Origin of the sequence: Aequorivita flava, from assembly GCF_038742595.1 — a bacterium.
In the GTDB taxonomy this organism is placed as follows: Bacteria; Bacteroidota; Bacteroidia; order Flavobacteriales; family Flavobacteriaceae; genus Aequorivita; species Aequorivita marisscotiae.
Map to the genome: position 1 here is coordinate 53,584 of NZ_JBANCF010000010.1, position 20,811 is coordinate 74,394.

17 protein-coding genes are annotated in these 20,811 nt (G+C 36.8%); 11 read left to right on the forward strand and 6 right to left on the reverse strand.

The genetic code is table 11. The features are described 5' to 3' along the window. The first annotated feature begins 209 nt into the window (after positions 1–209). The gene (locus tag VZD24_RS11770; RefSeq protein WP_342687720.1) at positions 210–2,972 is read left to right on the forward strand and encodes an outer membrane beta-barrel protein; all 2,763 of its coding nucleotides are present in this window, start codon (positions 210–212) and stop codon (positions 2,970–2,972) included. 106 nt (positions 2,973–3,078) lie between these two features. Here VZD24_RS11770 and VZD24_RS11775 read toward each other — a convergent pair whose 3' ends face one another. Continuing rightward, positions 3,079–3,750 carry a YczE/YyaS/YitT family protein gene (locus VZD24_RS11775; RefSeq protein ID WP_342687721.1) on the reverse strand — a complete coding sequence of 224 codons (672 nt, stop codon included), beginning with the start codon at positions 3,748–3,750 and terminating at the stop codon, positions 3,079–3,081. A gap of 280 nt (positions 3,751–4,030) precedes the next feature. Here VZD24_RS11775 and VZD24_RS11780 point away from each other — a divergent pair, with 280 nt between their 5' ends. Next, positions 4,031–4,993: a YheT family hydrolase gene (locus tag VZD24_RS11780; RefSeq protein ID WP_342687722.1), complete on the forward strand. Its 963-nt coding sequence runs from the start codon at positions 4,031–4,033 to the stop codon at positions 4,991–4,993. Positions 4,994–5,051: 58 nt separating this feature from the next. Here the strand turns inward: VZD24_RS11780 and VZD24_RS11785 are convergent, their stop codons facing one another. From VZD24_RS11785 to VZD24_RS11805, 5 genes are all read right to left on the reverse strand, one after another. After that, positions 5,052–5,846, reverse strand: coding sequence for a TPM domain-containing protein (locus VZD24_RS11785; protein WP_342687723.1), 795 nt, complete (start codon positions 5,844–5,846; stop codon positions 5,052–5,054). Positions 5,847–5,912: 66 nt separating this feature from the next. Then, the gene (locus VZD24_RS11790; protein ID WP_342687725.1) at positions 5,913–6,374 is read right to left on the reverse strand and encodes a TPM domain-containing protein; all 462 of its coding nucleotides are present in this window, start codon (positions 6,372–6,374) and stop codon (positions 5,913–5,915) included. 66 nt (positions 6,375–6,440) lie between these two features. Then, a complete protein-coding gene (locus VZD24_RS11795) occupies positions 6,441–7,049 on the reverse strand; it encodes a LemA family protein (RefSeq protein WP_279448971.1) in 609 nt (202 codons plus the stop codon). A 13-nt stretch (positions 7,050–7,062) separates the two neighbouring features. Further along, the gene (locus tag VZD24_RS11800; protein WP_279448970.1) at positions 7,063–7,392 is read right to left on the reverse strand and encodes a MerR family transcriptional regulator; all 330 of its coding nucleotides are present in this window, start codon (positions 7,390–7,392) and stop codon (positions 7,063–7,065) included. Positions 7,393–7,431: 39 nt separating this feature from the next. After that, the gene (locus VZD24_RS11805) at positions 7,432–8,409 is read right to left on the reverse strand and encodes a M23 family metallopeptidase (protein ID WP_279448969.1); all 978 of its coding nucleotides are present in this window, start codon (positions 8,407–8,409) and stop codon (positions 7,432–7,434) included. Positions 8,410–8,531: 122 nt separating this feature from the next. Between VZD24_RS11805 and alaS the strand changes: the two genes are divergently transcribed. The 9 genes from alaS to VZD24_RS11850 all read left to right on the forward strand — a co-directional run bounded on the left by alaS (position 8,532) and on the right by VZD24_RS11850 (position 20,738). Continuing rightward, the gene (gene alaS, locus VZD24_RS11810) at positions 8,532–11,144 is read left to right on the forward strand and encodes an alanine--tRNA ligase (protein ID WP_279448968.1); all 2,613 of its coding nucleotides are present in this window, start codon (positions 8,532–8,534) and stop codon (positions 11,142–11,144) included. A gap of 59 nt (positions 11,145–11,203) precedes the next feature. Continuing rightward, the gene (locus VZD24_RS11815; protein WP_342687726.1) at positions 11,204–12,157 is read left to right on the forward strand and encodes a GSCFA domain-containing protein; all 954 of its coding nucleotides are present in this window, start codon (positions 11,204–11,206) and stop codon (positions 12,155–12,157) included. A 146-nt stretch (positions 12,158–12,303) separates the two neighbouring features. Continuing rightward, entirely contained in the window at positions 12,304–12,831 is a 528-nt protein-coding gene (locus VZD24_RS11820; RefSeq protein WP_342687727.1) for a Riean_0653 family protein, read from the forward strand. A 228-nt stretch (positions 12,832–13,059) separates the two neighbouring features. Beyond that, the gene (locus VZD24_RS11825; RefSeq protein WP_279448965.1) at positions 13,060–14,928 is read left to right on the forward strand and encodes an outer membrane protein assembly factor BamB family protein; all 1,869 of its coding nucleotides are present in this window, start codon (positions 13,060–13,062) and stop codon (positions 14,926–14,928) included. Positions 14,929–15,072: 144 nt separating this feature from the next. Beyond that, on the forward strand, positions 15,073–15,798 hold the full coding sequence (locus tag VZD24_RS11830; RefSeq protein ID WP_279448964.1) for a DUF6498-containing protein: 726 nt from the start codon (positions 15,073–15,075) through the stop codon (positions 15,796–15,798). Positions 15,799–15,893: 95 nt separating this feature from the next. Then, the gene (locus VZD24_RS11835) at positions 15,894–17,873 is read left to right on the forward strand and encodes a tetratricopeptide repeat-containing sensor histidine kinase (protein ID WP_279448963.1); all 1,980 of its coding nucleotides are present in this window, start codon (positions 15,894–15,896) and stop codon (positions 17,871–17,873) included. Between the two features lie 104 nt (positions 17,874–17,977). After that, the gene (locus tag VZD24_RS11840) at positions 17,978–18,220 is read left to right on the forward strand and encodes a hypothetical protein (protein ID WP_279448962.1); all 243 of its coding nucleotides are present in this window, start codon (positions 17,978–17,980) and stop codon (positions 18,218–18,220) included. Positions 18,221–18,223: 3 nt separating this feature from the next. Next, positions 18,224–19,996, forward strand: coding sequence for a tetratricopeptide repeat-containing sensor histidine kinase (locus VZD24_RS11845; RefSeq protein WP_342687729.1), 1,773 nt, complete (start codon positions 18,224–18,226; stop codon positions 19,994–19,996). A gap of 94 nt (positions 19,997–20,090) precedes the next feature. Continuing rightward, positions 20,091–20,738, forward strand: a complete 648-nt coding sequence (locus tag VZD24_RS11850; RefSeq protein ID WP_279448960.1) for a response regulator — start codon at positions 20,091–20,093, stop codon at positions 20,736–20,738. Positions 20,739–20,811 lie beyond the last annotated feature (73 nt).

The following is a 20,811-nucleotide window of genomic DNA, read 5'->3' on the forward strand; positions in this document are numbered from 1 at the left end:
TAAAATTTTAGTAGCTTTTTTAATTTATAATTTTAAAGAAAAGTATTGTATTATTCACTTACTCCTTGGCGTACAATCCTATTTGTTTATTTACAGGCATTTATGTTTTTTATAAAAAAATGATACCGTTTTATTTTTAAAATTTGGAAGTGGTTTTAAATATATAGCTATATATTCGACAATAAAATCAATAAACCAGTACGTTTTATATGCAAAAATTTCTTTTTGGATTTTTCTTCTTGTTTGTTTCTTTAAGCTTTTCACAGGATGTACAAGTTTCGGGTGTTTTAATTGATGGTGAATCTCAAGACCCATTGGAAGCTGCCACTGTTTTTATGGAAACGGTAGCGGACAGTACTTTAATTACTTACACGATAACAGATAAAAACGGCAAATTTATTTTGGAAGGAAAGACTTCAGCAAAAAATGTACGGATAAATTTTAGCTATGTAGGTTATCAAAATTTTCAGAAGACGGTGAATTTAGATACGCCCGTGCAGGATTTGGGGAGTATTCCTATTTCAGTTTCGGTGGCAAATTTAGATGAAGTTGTTGTAAAATCGCGTGCCCCGATTACCATTAAAAAGGACACTTTAGAATTTAATGTGACTTCATTTAAAACAAAAAAGAACGCCACTGTTGAAGATTTATTGAAGGAACTTCCGGGCGTTGAAGTAGATGCACAAGGAAATATAACCGTTAATGGGAAACCAGTGAACAAAATTTTGGTAAATGGAAAACCATTTTTTGGGGACGATCCCACCATTGCAACCAGAAACCTAACCAAAGAAATAGTTGAAAAAATACAGGTAACCGATACCAAAACAGATTCTGAAGCATTTACAGGTGAAAAAGGGGATGAAAATAATAAAACTATAAACATTAAAATTGACGAAGAAAAAAATAAAGGCATTTTCGGCAGGGTAGCGGCTGGAGGCGGAACCGATGAACGTTTTGAATATGCTGGACTTATAAATTATTTTGACAATGATTTGCGAATTAGCGCCTTGGGAGGCGGAAATAATACTAACTCCCCAGGATTTAGTTTTGGTGAAATAGAAAAAATGTTCGGCAGTGGCAGACAACTTAATTTTAATAGTAATGGCTCCTTTAATTATAACGGAATGGCGTTTGGCGGAGGTGATGGCATCACAAATTCTAGAACTGCCGGAGCCAATTTTGCCAAGGACTTTGGAAAAAAAACAGATATTAGCACAGATTATTTTTATTCCTCCGCAAACACGTTTAATGAAGAATTGCGAAATCGTGAAAACATTTTACCCGAAAATAGGTATCTCTCTAACGTAAATACTACTTCAGAAACCGACAGCTATACTCATACGGCCAACCTAAAATTTAATACACAGATAGATTCCACATTTTTAATAGCAATTCGCCCACAGCTATCATTTAATAAAGTAATATCAAACTTTACTAAGAACGAGACGAGCAAAAATGCAAATGAGGAGCTTATTAACCAATCTGTTAACGATAACCACAGCGAAAGAGACGGAAATAATTTTAATAATAGGCTCTCGGTAACCAAAAAATATGGTGGCAATGGAGGCTTTTTTAGAATTATAGCCACAAACAAAATTAATGCGATCGCCAACCAAGATTACATATTTAGCGAAACACAAATTTTTGGTGAAGACCCAAATACCCTTTTAAGAAACCAGCGAACCAATGGCAAGAAAAGTGCATCAGGATTTTCCGTAACCCCGCAGTGGCGTCTACCCATTATTGCCGATACACTCTTTTTAAATTTAGAATATAATTTTGAAAACGAGAAACGAAAGGACCGAAAGGATGTTTTTGATTTTGACGAATTTTCAGAAGATTATACCACTTTCAACACAGCTCAGAGTACCGATTTTACCAATACAAATCAACAGTCAAGTCCAGAAATGGGCGTAACTTATACTACTGGAAAAATCTATGCTCGCGTAAATGCTGCTTATGTTTTTAGAACGTTGGAAAGCGATGATGCGCTAAGAGATATACATTTCAAAAATGATTTTAATGCGTTGGAGATGAGTGTTAATTTTCGATATAAATTCAGTAAAACATTCAGTGCCTTTTCAGGATATTATTTACAGAATACTGCGCCAGACATAGACCAACTTTCACCTTTTGTTGATATTTCGGATCCTTTGAATATTACTCGCGGAAATCCAGATTTGAAACCTTCAAACGAACATCGTTTCTATTTGGGAGGAAATAATTACGATTTTAAAAACCAAACAGGATTTTATTCATATTTAAATTTCGAATTCAGTAACGACCGTGTCGTGCCCAAAACCACAGTAGATGAAAATCTCGTAAAAACCACCACCTTTACAAATGTAAACGGCACGTATAGTTTGTCTGGAAATATTGGTTTCAATAAAAGTTTTAAAATAGACAGTTTACGCACTATTAAATACGGAGCTTTTCTATATGCTACCGGAAATAGCAATGTAAATTTTAATAATAACGTGCAGTACAATAGTACCACGATTAATTATACCCCGTCAATAAACGCTACGTTTACTTGGAAAGATTTGTTTGAGCTAAGCCCCAGATATAGCTATAATTACAGCACAAATAGCATTGATGTTAGTACATTTGAAAATAGCAATTACACACGACACGAATTTAATTTGCGGACCACAACTTTCGTCCCAAAATCTTTGGAATGGCGCAACGATTTTATATATGTTTATAATGCAGATGTTACCGAGGGTTTTAACAGAAGCTATGTTTTTTGGAACAGTTCGCTAACCTATTCATTCCTAAAAGACAGCGGTAGTGCGACTCTAAAAGTTTACGATTTGCTGAACCAAAACAGTAATGTTCGTCGTACCTCAAACCAAAATTATATTCAAGACGTTCAGAGTACGGTTTTAAAGCAATATTTTATGCTTACGCTGAGTTATAAATTTAATACGCTCGGTAAAAAAGGAGAGATAAAGGATAATCCGTGGGATTGATTTAGTGCTAAATTTCAGTAATGCATCAACTATTACGGATTTCTTTAAAATAATTTAAAATTCAAGAACCATAATATTCGGAATTTTTTTTTGCGCATCGAGGGTGTTAAAATTTATTTCTCACCATATCTGGCTGGTCATTAACTCCATCTAATTTAGATCTAAGCCGGGTAAAAAATTTCAGAGAAAATTGAAAAATCGGGCTCAGGATAAAAGTATAAATAAATGTTACCCAAAACACAGGGCCTCCCAATAAAAACCCGATAACCAGCACTATGCTCTCCACTAAAATTCGGGCTTTACTCACAGATAATCTTGTTCGTTCTGATATGGAAAGCATAAATCCATCTCTTGGGCCAGCGCCTACGCCTCCCGAAACGTATAGACCTCCGCCCAAACCTATGAGCACGATTCCCACCAGTAGTATTAAATAGTCTGTCCAATTGTAACTTGCATCTGGCAAAATATCTATCCAAAGAAAGAAATCCATGATTGGTCCAATGAGCAATGCATTGAGAAATGTACCAATATTAATATACTTTTTACTCACCAATAGTGAAATGCCTATTAGCAACAAACCAACCACGATACTCCAAGTGCCAATACTAAAACCAAAATGTTCAAACAAGGCCACGTTTAGAACATCCCAAGGATGTAAGCCTAGATGTTTTACCTTAACGGAAACCGCCACGCCCAGTCCAAAAAAAATAAGACCAAGAAAAAAAAATGCATAACGAATACTGTTGTGCCGCCAAACTTTTGATGCTTGTGTTTTCATGAATTAGCTTCGGAAAATTAAAGCTGCAAACTACGAAAATTGAAAGGTAATTGGGGGTGATTTTTTTTAAAAATGGTGAATGTTTCAGAATATACAATCAATAAATACTAACCGAAATAAAGTTAGTCACTGCTATCTTTACTCTTCTCTATTTAGCTTTGAAAATACTCCTACAAAGTGAAGAATTGTAAAGGGGCGATCCAGTTTTTACAGATTTCAATTTTATGTAGCGTAAAAGAATCTTACCTTTAGGCTAAGCGCATAAATCAAGGAGTAAAATATGCCCTATATAAACAATTCATCTTACGAAACCGACTTCATTTTTCAAAATGGACATATTTCTACAATTTACGAAGGCATTATTCGCAAATTGAATGCGCCTAACTATAAACGAAAGCGATTGCTATTGCCCGATGGAGATTTTCTGCTATTAGATTATATTGTAAATAGTTCTAAAAAAGCTATTATATTGTGTCACGGATTAGAAGGCGATTCGCGAAAAAACTACAACAATGCTTGTGCGAACTTTTTTATCGCTAAAGGGTATTCGGTTTTTGCTTGGAACAACCGCAGTTGTGGTGGTGAAATGAACTTGCTGCCATATCTGTACCATCACGGTTCCATCACAGATTTAGAATTTGTAATTGAACACGTAATTGCGAGCGGATTTGAAGAAGTTTTCCCAATTGGGTTTTCTTTGGGTGGGGATCAAATTTTAAATTATCTGGGTAGAAATAAAATTTCTGATAAAGTAAAAGCAGCGGTGGCTATTTCGGCACCAATTCAATTAAAATCCAGTGCCGAAAAAATTCAAAGTGGAATTAGTAAAATATATTTAAGTCGTTTTATCCGGAAGATTAGGGCAAAGATTCAATATAAATCACAACAATTTCCAGATATAATTTCCCAAGAAACCTCAAAACAAATTAAAACATTTGAGGATGTAATTCTCCGGTTTATAGTTCCTGTTCACGGGGATTATTTAGATCTTGAAGATTATTATTTAAAAGCCTCTCCAAAATATTCCATCGACGGTATTAAAACGCCAGTTTTGGTCATGAATGCTTGGGACGATCCTATTTTGGGGAAAGATGACCATCCTATTGCGCTGGCTGAACATCACAAGTATTTATTTTTGGAAACGCCTCACCATGGGGGGCATTGTGCATTTCCGTTGAAAATATCTAAACACCCCTACTCCGTAGTGCGTGCTTTTGAATTCTTTGAAGAAATTGCGAAGTAAAGCAGCTATAATTTAGCTGAAATTCACGGTTCTGTAATTACTCATTCGTAAATACAGTTTACCATCCACCGCTAGCACCGCCGCCTCCAAAACCGCCACCACCGAAACCACCGCCAAAACCGCCGCCTCCACCAAAACTTCCTCCGCCGCCAAAGCTACCGCCGCCACCGCCAAAACCACCGCGGCCCAGGCTGCTGAGTACAATTATATCAAGCAAGCTACTACCGCCACCTTTACCGCCTCTACCACCTTTGTTTATTAAGGCAATAATGATAATGATAAAAATGAATATGATAAAAAATGGAATGGGCGTTCCGTCTTTTTTGCTGAAATCCCTATCTTCTTTAAATTCACCTTTTAAAGCTGCAAATATGGCATCGCTGCCTTTATCGAACCCGGCATAATAATTTCCTGATTTAAATTCAGGAATCATAATGCGGTTTATAATTCGCTCGGACATCAAATCGGTTATTCTGTACTCAATGCCGTAGCCGGTATTTATATCTACTTGGCGGTCGTCTTTGGCCAGTGTAATTACAATTCCGTTGTCTTCACCTTTTTGGCCAATACCCCATTTTTGACCCCATTCTGCACCTAAAATTGAAATATCCTCACCCTGGGTAGAGCCAATAATTATACATACAATCTGCGTTGATGTAGAATCTGCATAGCGTACCAACTTACTTTCCAAAGCCGTTTTTTGCGAGGGCGTAAGCAAATTTATGTAATCGTATAACGAAGTTTGCTTTTCGGGCTTGGGTGGAATTTCGTATTGTGCTACTACATTTTGAAAACAAAATGTAATAGCTAATAATGTAAGTATAAATTTATATTTCTGAAGAAATGTTCTCATTGCATTTTTTTTCAATCAACTTAATAGTTGCTGAATAAAGTTGAAGTATTTAGGCACACGTAAAAACTACCCTACCGAAATATCATCCGGGAGTTCGTTTTTATCATTTTTTTGGTATGGGAAATGTTTCTTTAACTGTTCGCCTGCTTTTAAAATTCCTTCTACCAAGCCTTGTTTCATGTGGCCATTTTTAAAATGGTTAATAATAATATCTTTGGTACTTTCCCAAAAGTTTTGCCCTACTATATCATTAATGCCCTTATCGCCCATAATTACTAACGTCCGATCGTTTACGGCTACGTATATTAATACCCCATTGCGCGCTTTTGTGTTAGCCATATTTAACATATCAAACACTTCTGCAGCGCGATCAAAAGCGTCTATCGGTTTATTTGGTTCTTCCGCAGAAACCGAACTGGGTTCTATATGAACACGTATCTCGCCCGAGGTGTTTTTCTCAGATTTGCGAATGGCTTCAATTATAGCTGCTTCTTCTTCCTTTGTAAGAAAATCTTCAACTTTAGACATGGTTCTTCTTTTTATTTTCAAAAATGGTTTTCAATCGAAATTTTACCGTACTCGAATAGCACTTGCTTATTTCGTATCTTTTCCGAAGTCGAAATCTACTTTTGGTGCATTTTCGCTACCGGCATCAGCTTTAAAGTATGCTTTTTCGTGGAAACCAAGAATTCCTGCGAAGAGTTTTGTAGGAAATTGATTTAGCTTAGTATTTAACATACGAGCAGTTTCGTTAAACCTATTTCGTTCAACATTTATACGGTTTTCGGTACGCTCTAGTTCGTTTATTAATTCTTTAAAATTTTCATTAGCCTTTAAATCCGGATATCTTTCAAAAACTGCTAAAAGACGCGATAGGGCAGAACTAACGCCAGCCTGCGCTTGTTGAAATTGTGCCAATTGCTCTGGGGTAATATTTGTAGGATCTACATTAATTGATGTGGCCTTGCTACGGGCTTCGGTAACGGCAATAAGGGTTTCCTGCTCAAATTCTGCATAGCCTTTTGCGGTACTTACAATATTCGGAATTAAGTCTGCACGACGTTGGTAGGAGCTTTCAACATTAGCCCATTGTGCGGTGGCCTTTTGGTCTAAGACTACCAATTTATTGTTGAGGCTGGCCAAGTAGCCTCCGATAATTAAAATAACGCCAACAATTATAATAAGAGGTAACCATTTTTTCATAATAGGATTGATTTTAGAGTTGTTCTTTAATTTTTAATAGTTCTGCTTTTACCGATTCCAATTTGCGAATAATCTCAAATTGATTTAGTGTTTTTTGTTTGTTTTCCTTTAAGTGAATTTTAGCGCCTTCGAGTGTAAATCCGCGTTCTTTCACTAAATGATAAATTAATTCGAGGTTTTTTATGTCCTGAGGGGTAAACTTACGGTTGCCCTTGGCATTCTTCTTTGGTTTTAATACATCAAATTCCTTTTCCCAAAAACGTATTAGCGATGTATTTACGCTAAAAGCTTCGGCTACTTCGCCAATGCTGTAATACAATTTTTCGGGTAGGTCAATGTGCATTTTTTTTAATTATAAATTTATAATTCAAAAAATTCTAAATTAATCCAGCGATTGGTTTTCTTCCTGCGACTTTCTTAAAATATCTGCAAATTCTTCTGCAGTTAAGCTTCCGTAGTAAAAGTTAATTGGGTTAATACGCTCATTGTCTTTAAAAACTTCGTAATGGCAATGCGGTGCTTCACTTCTTCCGGTGCTACCAACAAACCCAATGATATCGCCGCGTTGTACCTTTTGCCCTACACGAACATTGTATTTATACAAATGTGCGTATAAACTTTCGTAACCATAGCCGTGGTTTATTACCACGTGGTTTCCGTAGCCAGTTGCAGTATTATCGGCACGAGTAACTTTACCGTCGCCCGTTGCGTATACCGGTGTTCCTCGAGGTGCGGTAAAATCCATTCCGTAGTGAAACTTGCGCGCTTTTGTAAAAGGATCTGTGCGGTAACCGTAACCAGAGGCCATGCGGGTAAGGTCTTCATTTTTTACTGGCTGTATGGCTGGAATAGCTGCCAAAAGTTTCTCTTTTTCTTCTGCGAGTTTTGCTATTTCGTCCAAAGATTTAGATTGGATTACAATCTGTTTGGTCAATACATCTAAATTGCGGGTGGTATTTATTATTAATTTTGAATTGTTGAAACCCTCTAAATCCTTGTATCGGTTTATTCCTCCAAAACCAGCGCGTCGCTGTTCTTCGGGAATAGGGTTCGATTCAAAATACACGCGATACAAATTGTTGTCTCTTTCCTCAACTTCGGCAAGTACGGCCTGTGCCTGATCAATCTTTTTGTTTAAAAGTTCAAACTGGAGTTCCATATTGTTTAACTCGCGTTGAAGCGCCAATTCTTTGGGGGTTTGTACTTGTGGGAGATTTATATAAACTAGGAACCATAAAAAACCACTCAGTGCCATACCCAGAAAACTCAGGATAAAGATTTTTAACTTTCTCCCTTTTTTTCTTTCTATTTTTCGGTACGAGAGCGTTTCGCTATCGTAGTAATATTTAACCTTAGACATGCGTTAAAAAATTGCTATTTTTGCGCGTTGCTTATTCGCGCGAGGTAAAGGTAACGTTTTTACAAAGATAGAAATTGTTTACTTCTGCGCCCAAGCATTAATTTAGCATAATTTTATAACAAATGAAGTCTCAGGAAATACGTTCCCAATTTTTAGAATTTTTTAAATCGAAACAACATACCATTGTACCTTCTGCACCAATGGTAGTAAAAAACGACCCAACCCTAATGTTTATAAACAGTGGGATGGCGCCGTTTAAAGAGTATTTCTTAGGGAATGGCACCCCAAAAAGCAATCGGATAGCCGATACTCAAAAATGTCTTCGCGTTAGCGGAAAGCACAACGATTTGGAAGAAGTGGGCATGGATACCTACCACCACACCATGTTTGAAATGTTAGGCAATTGGAGCTTTGGCGATTATTTTAAAAAGGAAGCCATTGAATGGGCGTGGGAACTGTTAACCGAAGTTTATAAAATTGATAAAGATAGCCTCTACGTTACCATTTTTGAAGGCGACGAAAGTGAAAGTTTAGAACGCGATACCGAAGCATACAATCTTTGGAAACAATTTGTGCCCGAAGACCGAATTTTAAACGGAAATAAAAAAGACAATTTCTGGGAAATGGGCGACCAAGGTCCTTGTGGTCCGTGTAGCGAAATACATATTGATATTCGTTCTGCTGCAGAAAAAGCTAAAATTTCCGGGAAGGACTTGGTAAACCAAGACCATCCGCAAGTTGTGGAAGTTTGGAATTTGGTTTTTATGCAGTTTAACCGGAAAGCTAACGGAAGCTTAGAAAAATTGGCTTCACAACACGTAGATACCGGAATGGGTTTTGAACGTTTGTGTATGGCACTTCAAAACAAACAAAGTAATTACGACACCGATGTTTTTACACCGCTAATTCGTGAAATTGAAGCGATAACAAATTCAAAATACGGAAAAGACGAAAAGAAAGATATTGCAACTCGCGTTATTGCAGACCATATACGTGCCGTAGCTTTTTCAATTGCAGATGGTCAATTGCCAAGCAATACAGGTGCTGGCTACGTAATTAGAAGAATTTTACGAAGAGCAATTCGCTACGGATTTACATTTTTGGATAAAAAGGAACCGTTTATTTATAAACTCGTGGCAACTTTAAGCGCACAAATGGGCGAAGCTTTTCCAGAACTTATTACCGAAAAAAATTTGATAACAAACGTAATTCGCGAAGAGGAGCAGTCGTTTCTTCGTACGCTCGATCAAGGTTTGGTATTGCTCGAAAACGTTATTGAAACTGCAGATTCCAAAGAAATTTCTGGAAAAAAAGCTTTTGAATTGTACGATACCTTCGGTTTCCCGATAGATTTAACAGCATTGATTCTCCGCGAACGCGGCTATTCTTTAAACGAAAAGGAATTTGATGCCGAGCTGCAACAACAAAAAAATCGTTCTCGTGCTGCAACAAAAGTGGAAACGGGAGATTGGGAGGTTTTGGAAAAGGACGATGTTGAAGAATTTGTAGGGTACGACACTCTGGAAACACAAGTAAGAATTACCCGTTACCGAAAGGTGGAAAGTAAAAAAGATGGCGAAATGTACCAACTTGTTTTTAACCTGACCCCTTTTTATCCCGAGGGTGGAGGCCAAGTGGGCGATAAGGGTTATCTAAAGGCGGCAGACGGCGGCGTTACATATATTGTAGATACAAAAAAGGAAAATAATTTAATTATTCACTTTACAAAAACGCTTCCGCGAAATTTAGATGCTACTTTTACAGCTGTGGTAGATCAACTTCAACGAAGCCGAACTGCTTCAAACCATACTGCCACACACTTACTTCACCAAGCTTTGCGAAATATTTTAGGCGAACATGTTGCTCAAAAAGGAAGTATGGTACACAGCCGAAATTTGCGTTTTGACTTTTCACATTTTGCAAAAGTTACCGATGAACAATTAAAACAAGTTGAAGACTTTGTAAATGCGCGAATCCGTGAGGGAATCGCTTTAGAAGAAAAACGTAACATTCCGTACCAACAAGCTATTGACCAAGGTGCAATTGCGTTATTTGGCGAAAAATACGGCGATGCGGTTCGGGCCATAAAATTCGGCAAATCAATAGAACTGTGCGGCGGTACGCATGTGCCGAATACTAACGATATTTGGCATTTTATAATTACTTCGGAAGGGGCTGTTGCATCTGGAATCCGGCGGATTGAAGCCATAACGGGCGATGCTGCAAAACAGTATTTTATTGACAGAAGCGAATCTTTTGCCTCACTTCAAAAAGCGCTGAACAATGCGCAAGACCCAGTAAAGGCAGTGGAAAGTTTGCAAGAAGAAAACAGCATATTGCAAAAACAGATTCAACAGTTGTTAAAAGACAAAGCAAAAAATTTAAAAGGCGATCTAAAGGCTGAAATAGAAAATATAAACGGAATAAACTTTCTTGCGAAAAGGATAGATTTAGACGCCGGTGGTATGAAAGATTTAGCTTTTGAAATGGGCGGCGAAACCGAAAATCTATTTCTGGTATTTGGAACTGAAAAAGATGGAAAGGCACTTTTGGCGTGTTATATTTCAAAAGAATTGGCTTCGGAAAAAAACCTCGATGCCGGAAAAATTATTCGCGAACTCGGAAAATACATTCAAGGCGGCGGCGGCGGACAAGCATTCTTTGCAACTGCGGGAGGCAAAAACCCTGCAGGAATTGAAGAAGCTTTATCAAAAGCAAAGGAATTTATAAAGTAGCAGTTTGCAGTTTCAGTATTCAGTACTGCCAACTGCTACTGCCAACTGAATACTGAATTATGAAACTTCAAACGGAAATACCGCTGAGCGCAGAAGAAAATCAGATAGATTACACTTCCAAAGTGCTTTTAATGGGAAGCTGTTTTTCGGAAAATATTGGGGCTAAGTTTAACTATTTCAAATTTAAAAATCTACAAAATCCGTTTGGGGTTATTTTCAATCCAGTATCTATTGAAAAACTTGTAGTTCGAGCAATCGAAAACAAATTATTTTCCGAAGCAGATATTTTTGAGCACAACGGAATCTGGAAATGTTTTGAAGCGCATTCTGAGCTGGCGGCTTTAGATAAAAATGAATTTCTAGCCAATCTGAATTTGGCATTAAAAAACCTTCGGGAAGCGTTATTCACTTCAACACATATTATATTCACGTTCGGAACTTCTTGGGTTTACAGACACTTGGAAAATAATGAAATAGTTGCGAATTGCCACAAACTTTCGCAGCAGTATTTCCAAAAGGAGTTACTTTCTATTGAAGCTATTTTAAGCAGTATTCAGAATATTTCAGAAAAAATTAATACTGTAAATAAAGGGGCTCAACTTATTTTTACGGTATCCCCAGTTCGGCATCTTAAAGATGGTTTCACTGAAAATTCGCTCAGTAAGGCACATCTTATTTCCGCAATCCAGCAATCATTGTCACTTCGAGCGCAGTCGAGAAGTTTCTATTTTCCATCGTATGAAATTATGATGGACGAGTTGCGCGATTACCGTTTTTACGCCGAAGATTTGCTTCACCCTAACAAAACGGCTATCGAAATTATTTGGAATAAATTTTCAAAAGCGTGGATTTCTTCGGAAACGGAAACTCTTCAGAAAGAAATAGCTTCAATTCAAAGTGGTTTGCGTCACAAATCTTTCAACCCTAAAAGTGCGGAACATCTTCAATTCTTGGATAAACTTGAACGGAAAATTGCAACTCTTCAACAACGATTTCCGCATATCCAATTTTAAAACTGGTTTTAATTCTACCCTCTTCGGTCTGCCGATTTCAATAGAATACGTCAATTGCCCTATTGTGAAGTATCTGTAATTGAGGCAACTTTGTATCAAAATAGTAATCACGTATCCGCCACGGCGGAGAACTAAAACCAAACATTATGAAAACTTTCAACAAAACAATTTTAGTATTAATGGCTGTACTAGCAGTTAGTTTAACGTCTTGTAAAAAGGATGATGACGGTGGCGACGATCCACAGGGTGGCACAGGAACATTCTCGGCAAAAGTAGATGGTAACAGCTTTACGGGGATGCAGGGAACTGTGGCAGCACAGTTATCCAATTCTGGCTCTTCGCAAGTTTTAGCTATAAGTGGCGGAACTGAGCAATCTGAAAACCTGCAAATGATGATTCTAAACTTTGATGGTGAAGGCACTTACGACCTTAATTTTATGAATTTAGGTACGTACAGCTACCTTCCAGATCCAGGAAATCCAGATCCAAACACAGTTGTAATTTATACAACTTTAGGAACGGGACAGGGAAATAATGGTACACTGAGCATTTCTAGCTTTGATGGCAATACTGTAAAAGGAACATTCAGATTTACAGGGTTTAATTTAGATGACAACAACGACACAGTTGAGGTGACTGAAGGCCAGTTCAACATTGAGGTTACTAATAACTAATTATTAAAAAGAAAACACAAATTAGAATCTCAGATGTTGAGGTTTTTACGTGGGCCGGGGACAAAACGCAAGTTTTTTCTCCGGTTTTTTTATGCCCAATCTCTCCAAAGAGAGAAAGTTTGGTCCAGATTCTTCTTCATAATTTGAAGCTAAATACGGCAACTGCCCTATTGATTATCCCTTCATTTCGGGGCACCTTTGAATATCAACATTTAAAAAACCACGATTATGAAAACTTCAATTTGTTTTTACGTTTTTCTTTGTTTAGCATTTTGCACTGAAAACGTACTGTTAGCCCAAAGAGCGGAGGAACCAGATTTTCGCTACGATACTGGAGCCAAAATTAATGAAATGCAACTTACCCAAGGAGGTACAATGGTAGTTGCTACCAATGATGGTTTAGTGGGGATTAAGCCAGGTAGCAACCAACTGTTGTTTAATTTTACCGAATACGGACGAGTAAAACCAGAAGAACTCACCTTTGTGTCAAATGCGCCGTACGTTGTAATTTTTCAAGGAGGCTTTGCTAATTTGAATTCAAAAAAAACCGTTATCGATTATATTTCCGGTAAAACTCTTTTTAGTACCGAAAGTAATGGTTGGAAAGATGTTATAACCCTAAATGTTATGATGCCCCAAAACAAATTAGTAGTAAGCGGTAATAGAACTTCAAAAGAACAATATGCACAACAAGTAGCGGTGTACGATCTTAATACAGGAAAAGAAGATTACAGGTTTGATATTGGCGAACCCGGTCGTGTAGGGATAGCAAAAACCTATATGGTAACCGGTACGCCTCTATTATTAAAAAACAGTTTAGTGGTGCCTACGTCGCAAGGAGTTTTTAATATGAAAGCCCAAACGGGAGAACTTATTTGGAAAAACGATATGAAAAATATGAATGCGCTTGTTGCCGATGCTTCAGAAACTGAAATATATGCTTTTGAATCGGTAAACCAAGGAAAAAATACCCGCATTCACAAATTAGGAATAAATGGCGCAGAGCTTTGGAAAGATGATCATAAAGTAAAAGGGCAAATAGCTAATTTTCAAATTTTACCAAATGGAATTGCGGTAGTGAGTAACCAGAGTGATGGTGGTAGTAACAGCGTTTTTGCAGCAAAAAATGAATCGAACATTGCATTTTTAAGCGCAACTAACGGTGAAGATCTTTGGGATAAAGCCCCAAAAACCAAAGGGTATGTACAACATTTTTACGTGATGGAAGACGGTATTCTCTTCGGGATTTATGAAGGTGGAATTAATAAAATTTCTTTTGATGGTCAAACGCTTTTCAAAAAACCACTAAAAACTGGTGAAAATATTTTAACAATGGCGCATACGCCACAGGGGTTAATTTATATTACTTCGGAAGATGCTAATATTGTAAATCTCAGCAACGGAGAACAAGTTTGGAAAAAACCCTTAAAATATAAAAGAGCTGGCGCGGTAAGCTCTACTTTCGATAAAAAGAACAATCGCTACTTAATTAGTGCAGATGAAACTTTGTATGCCGTAGATGCAAATTCCGGTGAAGTAAGCACATTAGCCGAATCTAAATTTGATGGCAAGGAAGATCCCTCGCACGTAGAAATTCGCGATGGAGGAATTTTACTTACGAGCGATCAAAATATGCAATTAATAGATTGGAATGGTGGCAAGCAATGGCACGAATATTATCGCGCTCCAGGGAAAAGTGCAATGGGAGCTATTTTGGCAGGTGTTGCAGCGGTTGCCGCAGCAACAACGGCAGTGGCTGCAGCTAACTCATCTGTACAAAACAGACTTGCAGGCTATGATGACAGAGCCGATCGCGAAGCAGATTTAGCGGGAGGAATGGCTGCTGCTAGTGGTGCATCTATAGCCGAAATGCTCAAGCGTTTTAAAGCTACAGCAGCAACTAAAAACGACCAATTTATACTTACAAAATTGGATGATGGCGTTGGGTTAGTAAAGATTAACAAAGACTCCGGAAACAAGGAAAAAGAAATTGTTCTAAAAGATAAAAAGCCAGAATATGTTGTAGACGAAATAGGTGGCATACTATATTACAAAGCAGATAATAATTCCATTTTTGCTTACGATCTTAAAAAGTAAACTAACTACTAACCGGGTTACTTTTCAAAACCACAAGTGAAGTGAGGAGCATTTGAGGTTGCCAAAACCCCATATTAACCTATGGGGTTTTATTTTTTTATTTCTAAAATTCAACAAATTATACTTTAGATTAACCAAATAACTATGTGGAAAGCAATTTTATTACCAACCAAATCCAACTTCGTTTTATGGGCAAATGCGCTCTTTCTGTTATTGCTTTTAGCCTTTAAATTAGCCGATCCGTTAACCATTGTTTTTGCCTATTTTTTAGAAACTATCGTTATTGGAATTATCCATTTGGCAAAATTAGCTCTGGTAAGCAAATACGGAAAAAAATCTACCGATCCAAATGCGCAACTTACAGGAATTCCGTTAATGCTCTTTTTTACTGTGCATTACGGTATGTTTGTAGCTATTCAATCTATTTTTGCCTTTACACTTTTTCAAGGCTCAGTTCCCGGGATTAAGGATGGTTTTTATTTACTTCACAACTACACCTATTTACTGAGTAGCGCAGGAATGCCTTTAATTTTGGCTTCTATTTTCATAAATAACTTAAGCTACTTTTACACAAATTTTATTAAAAATGAAAAGTATAAAGAGTACGCGCCAGATAACATTATGATGAAACCCTACGTACGTATATTTATACAACAATTTGTAGTGATTTTAGCATTCTTCTTTTTTATGCTTTCCAATGACGGTTACGTTGCCGCAATACTTTTAATACTGTTTAGGCTTTTTATAGATTTGGTATTGTTCTCTATAAAAAAAGACGGAAGGATGTTGGAGCTGCTCTCAAAAAAAATAGCAAAATCGCCAGAAGAATATTCAAAAATAGAAAAGCAGCTACAGGAATATAGCGAATAACCAAGGGGTCGTGGTGTTTTCAGATTCAAAAATCCACCCTTCAATCTTGCCATTTGTTTTTTTTCAGTACTTTAGGTAGCTGAACAAAAGCACTTATGAAAAAACTTTCGTGTATTGCACTTTTTCTAATATTCGGGATTTCCTCACTTTTTTCTCAGTCTGCACAAAAAAAAATAGACAGTTTAATGGTGGTTGCCGAAAGCTCAAACGACTCGGTGAGGCTCAGGATTTTTAATCGCGTTAGTTTTTACTACATTTTTAATGAACCGGTACGAGCGAAAAAATTATTGTTAAAAGGCATAAAAGCTTCACAGCAAAAAAACAATCCGTTTTCTGAGGCAGAACTTACTAATACGTACGGAATTTACTACGATGTTTCGGGAAATTCAGATTCGGCAAAATATTATTTTGAAAAAGCATTAGATATAAGCCAAGCCCACAATTATAAAACAATTACCATTATGGTAATTAATAACTTGGGCATGTTTCATTGGAATAAAGGCAATTATCAAGAAGCGTTATATTACTTTTTTCAAGCCTTAGAGATGAATAAAAGCGAAATTTCCAGTTCGTCTGCAGATACATATTATAGCAATATAGGGCTAATTTACCAGGAAATGGGCCTTCCGGACAAAGCCTTGGAATATCACAACCAAGCGCTAGAACTACGGCGTGCGATAGGAGATAAAAAGAATATTGCCATTTCGTTAAACAATATTGGAATTTCCCTGTCGCAGAAAAACAAGTATAACGAAGCTGAAAAAGCATTTAATGAAGCTGTAAAAGCAGCCGAAGAAGCAAACGAATACGGAGTGCTTTACAATACTTTAAACGGATTGGCCAATTTGCACATTGCAACGGGAGCTTACACCAAGGCAATTCCTATTTTACAAAAATCTATTTCGGAAAGAAACCGTTTGAATATTGAAAGACGGGCAAATCTTTCGGCAATTGCCAATATTATTTCGGCATATTTAGGCTCCGGGCAAATAAATAAGGCTAAAGATTATATTGAAACCGGAAATAACTTTTTAGTTGAATTTCCCGACCTTTTGGTTTCGGCCGTAGATTTTTACGGGGCCGCTTCCCAAGTGTATTTTATGGAGAACAACTATACTGAAGGAATGCGTTATTTTGAAAAGGCCCTTGCCGCAAAAGACAGTATTTTTTCTACTGAAAATGCCGAAAAAACCGCAAACTTAGAAACAAAATTTAAAGTTTCCGAAAGGGAAAGAGATCTTGCCGAAACACGTGCCAATCTTGCAGAAAGCGAACTAAAAGTTGAGCAAAAAAACACTTTTATTTTCGGGATGACGGCCTTGGTTTTAATACTTGGGCTTTTAGGATATTTATTGTACAATCAACAAAAATTAAAAAATAGACAGCTTAAAAAGGAAGGCGAATTAAAAACCGCCCTTGCAAAAATTGAAACCCAAAATCAATTGCAGGAACAGCGGTTGCGTATTTCGCGCGACTTGCACGACAATATTGGTTCGCAGCTCACTTTTATTATCTCTTCAATAGATAACTTGCAATACGGATTTTCAGAAAAAAATGAAAAACTGAACGAGAAATTAAATAGCATCAGCAAATTTACCGGGCAAACCATTTTTGAGTTGCGAGACACTATTTGGGCGATGAACAAAACAGATATTTCAATTGGCGATCTGCAGGCTCGCATTGCTAATTTTATTGAAAAGGCGGGTATAGCGAGCAATGTTAATTTTCAGTTTCACTTAGATAATTCTATAGAAAAGGAAATAGTTTATAATTCTATTCAAGGGATGAATATTTACAGAATAATTCAGGAAGCCGTTAACAACGCCTTAAAATATTCTGAAGCAACGGCTATAACCGTTCACTTTTCCAAAATGCTTCACACTGCTAAAACGAAAGGCAAAACTGAGTTTATTTATAAAATTGAAATAATAGACAATGGCAAAGGTTTTAATCCCGAAAAAATCACTTTTGGTAACGGTATTGCGAATATGAAAAAACGCACAGAAGACTTACGGGGAAAACTGGAAATAATTTCAGAAAAAGAAACGGGAACTACAATCGTTCTTAAATTTTAAGAAATTTATATTTTTAGTAATGCTGGAAGAGTAAATAGGGCAATTGCCCTATGGGCTATCACGTCGCGAATCTGTATTTTTATGTTTTAAAACCAGGTAAAACTATGTACTTGCAAATCGCCATATTATCGGTTTTATTGCTTTCCGTTATTGGGATTGTATTTTGGTTTTTACAGATGAAAAAAACAGAAATACAGACTCATAATCAAAAAATGGCGAACTTAGAAAATGCTATTTTTAAAAATTATAGTCAACTAAATTTTAGATCGCTTAATCTAAATAAATACGATTTTTTAAAGTACAATTTAGACGAGGCTTTGATTAAACAGCCAGACATAGCACTATAAATTATGGTTAGATTTCTACTTCTCTTCGCACTTTTCTACTGTTCTGGCAGCCTTTATTCACAACAAAAACAATCAATTGATTCCATTAATAAATTATATGTGCAAGGACTAAATATTCCTCAAGATTCTATAGTAGCCCTGTTTCAAAATAATGCCGAAAACGCCAGAAAAATTTCATATAAGCTCGGGATAGCAGATGCCTATTTTCAACTTTCTTTGGTATATGGTTACCAAGGCAATTATGAAGAAAGCACCAAAAATTCAATCGAGGCCATAAAAATTTATGAAAACGAGAACAAATTGGATAGACTCGCAGATTATTATGGCGAATTGGGCTATAGCTTAAAATACAGCGATCTGCCAAAAGCTTTGCAGTATATGCAAAAAGGAAAAGCCATTGCCGAAACCAATAACTTTGAAAACGAGCTCAAGGATATTTACAATAATTACGGCGTTTTAAAGGAAATTAATAATGAGTTGGACAGCGCGTTATTTTACTTCAATAAAGGTTTAGAAATTAAATTAAAACTAAACGATACCATTGGCGTTCCTTACAGCTGGAGTAATATTGCCGGTGTTTATGGGTTACAAGAAAATTTCCCAAAATCAAGGGAGTATTTTAACAAATCGTTGCAGCAGCGATTACTTTGGGCAGATTCACTGGGCATTGCCGAAAATTACACCCAGCTTGGAGAGGTGTTTTTAGCCGAACAAAAATGGCGCGATGCTATTCCGTTGATGCATAAATCGCTGCCAATTTCTTTAAAAAAGCAGTATCAGAACCTAACGCTGTACAATTATCAAAAACTGACTGATATTTATAAAAAGTTGAACAATGCAGATTCGGCCTTGTTTTATTTTGAAAAATATGCTACCCTAAAAGACAGTATTCACGGTTTAAAAATCCAGGAGCGTATTTCGGCATTAAATATTGAGTTTGAAACCGAAAAAAAGGAAAACCAAATCTTACAACAACGCGCACAATTGGCCGAAAAAGATTTGGAAGTGAGACGTAAAAATAGTTTTATTTTCGGAAGTTTGGGTTTGGCGCTAATTCTCGGTTTGCTCGGCTATTTATTTTACAATCAACAGAAACTGAAAAATAGGCAACTTCAAAAAGAAGGCGAGTTAAAATCGGCTTTGGCAAAAATTGAAACCCAAAATAAACTGCAGGAGCAACGGCTACGCATATCGCGCGATCTGCACGACAATATCGGGGCACAGCTCACTTTTATTATTTCCAGCATAGATAACTTAAAGTTCGGATTTACAGACATCAGCGAAAAACTGAACCAGAAACTCGGAGGCATTAGCAGTTTTACACAACAAACCATTTACGAGCTGCGCGACACTATTTGGGCGATGAACAAAGAAAATATAACTTTTGAAGACCTGCAGACCCGCATCGCTAACTTTATTGAAAATGCCAAAAACGCATCAGAAAAGACTGATTTTTCGTTTAATATTGAAGAAAATGTAGATGAAACCCACATTTTTACTTCGGTAGAAGGAATGAATATTTACAGGATTATTCAAGAAGCCGTAAACAATGCACTAAAATACGCTTCGGCAGATGAAATTGAAGTTAACATTTCTGAAAAAGAAACCGCCTACAATATTGAAATCACAGATACCGGAATGGGCTTCGATCCGGAAAGCACACCGCTCGGCAATGGTTTGAACAATATGAAAAAACGCACACGGGAAATAGGGGGCACACTTCAAGTTAAATCCTCCAAAAAGGGAACTTCCATTTTATTGAACCTACCGAAATAATTTTCAAGATTGAATTTATACGGCAATTGCCTTATTTTTAATCAATTTTGAAATGTCTATTTTTAGTATCTTTAAAACAACTAATCTGCCAAAGATGCTGAAAATTTCAATTGTTGACGACAATTCCTTCCTCATCCACGCCATAAAGGAAAAACTCTCCTTTTTTGAAGACGTTGTTGTAAAGCACACCTCGCTAAATGGGAGCGAGCTGCTTACAAAGTTGGGCGAAGATCACAACCTCGATCTTATTTTAATGGATATTGAAATGCCCGTGCTCAACGGCATTGAAACTACCCAAATGGTCAAGCAGAAATATCCACATATAAAAATAATTATGCTTACCGCTTTTGATAATGACGAGCATATCTTCAACGCTATAAAAGCGGGTGCCGATGGTTATTTGTTAAAAGAAATCAATCCGAAAGATTTATACGATGGAATCTTAGAAACCTTAAACGGCGGTGCGGCAATGAACCCTTCCATTGCGATGAAAACGTTGAAGTTGTTACGAAACCCTATAGATATTCAAAATTTAAAGGACAAGGAAGAAATTTCGCTTTCCATCCGTGAAGTCGAGGTTTTGGAACAACTCAGTAAAGGGTTAAGCTATACTGTAATTGCAGAACATCTTTATCTCTCGCCCAGCACCGTGCGCAAGCACATAGAAAACATCTACAAAAAATTACAAGTACACAGTAAAATAGAGGCAGTTCAAAAGGCAAAAAATCATAATATTATTTAATACTCCTGTCCCCAAAACTTTATAAAACTTTTGGCTATTTATTTTTGTACCGCAAAGGTCTTTAATAATCTGT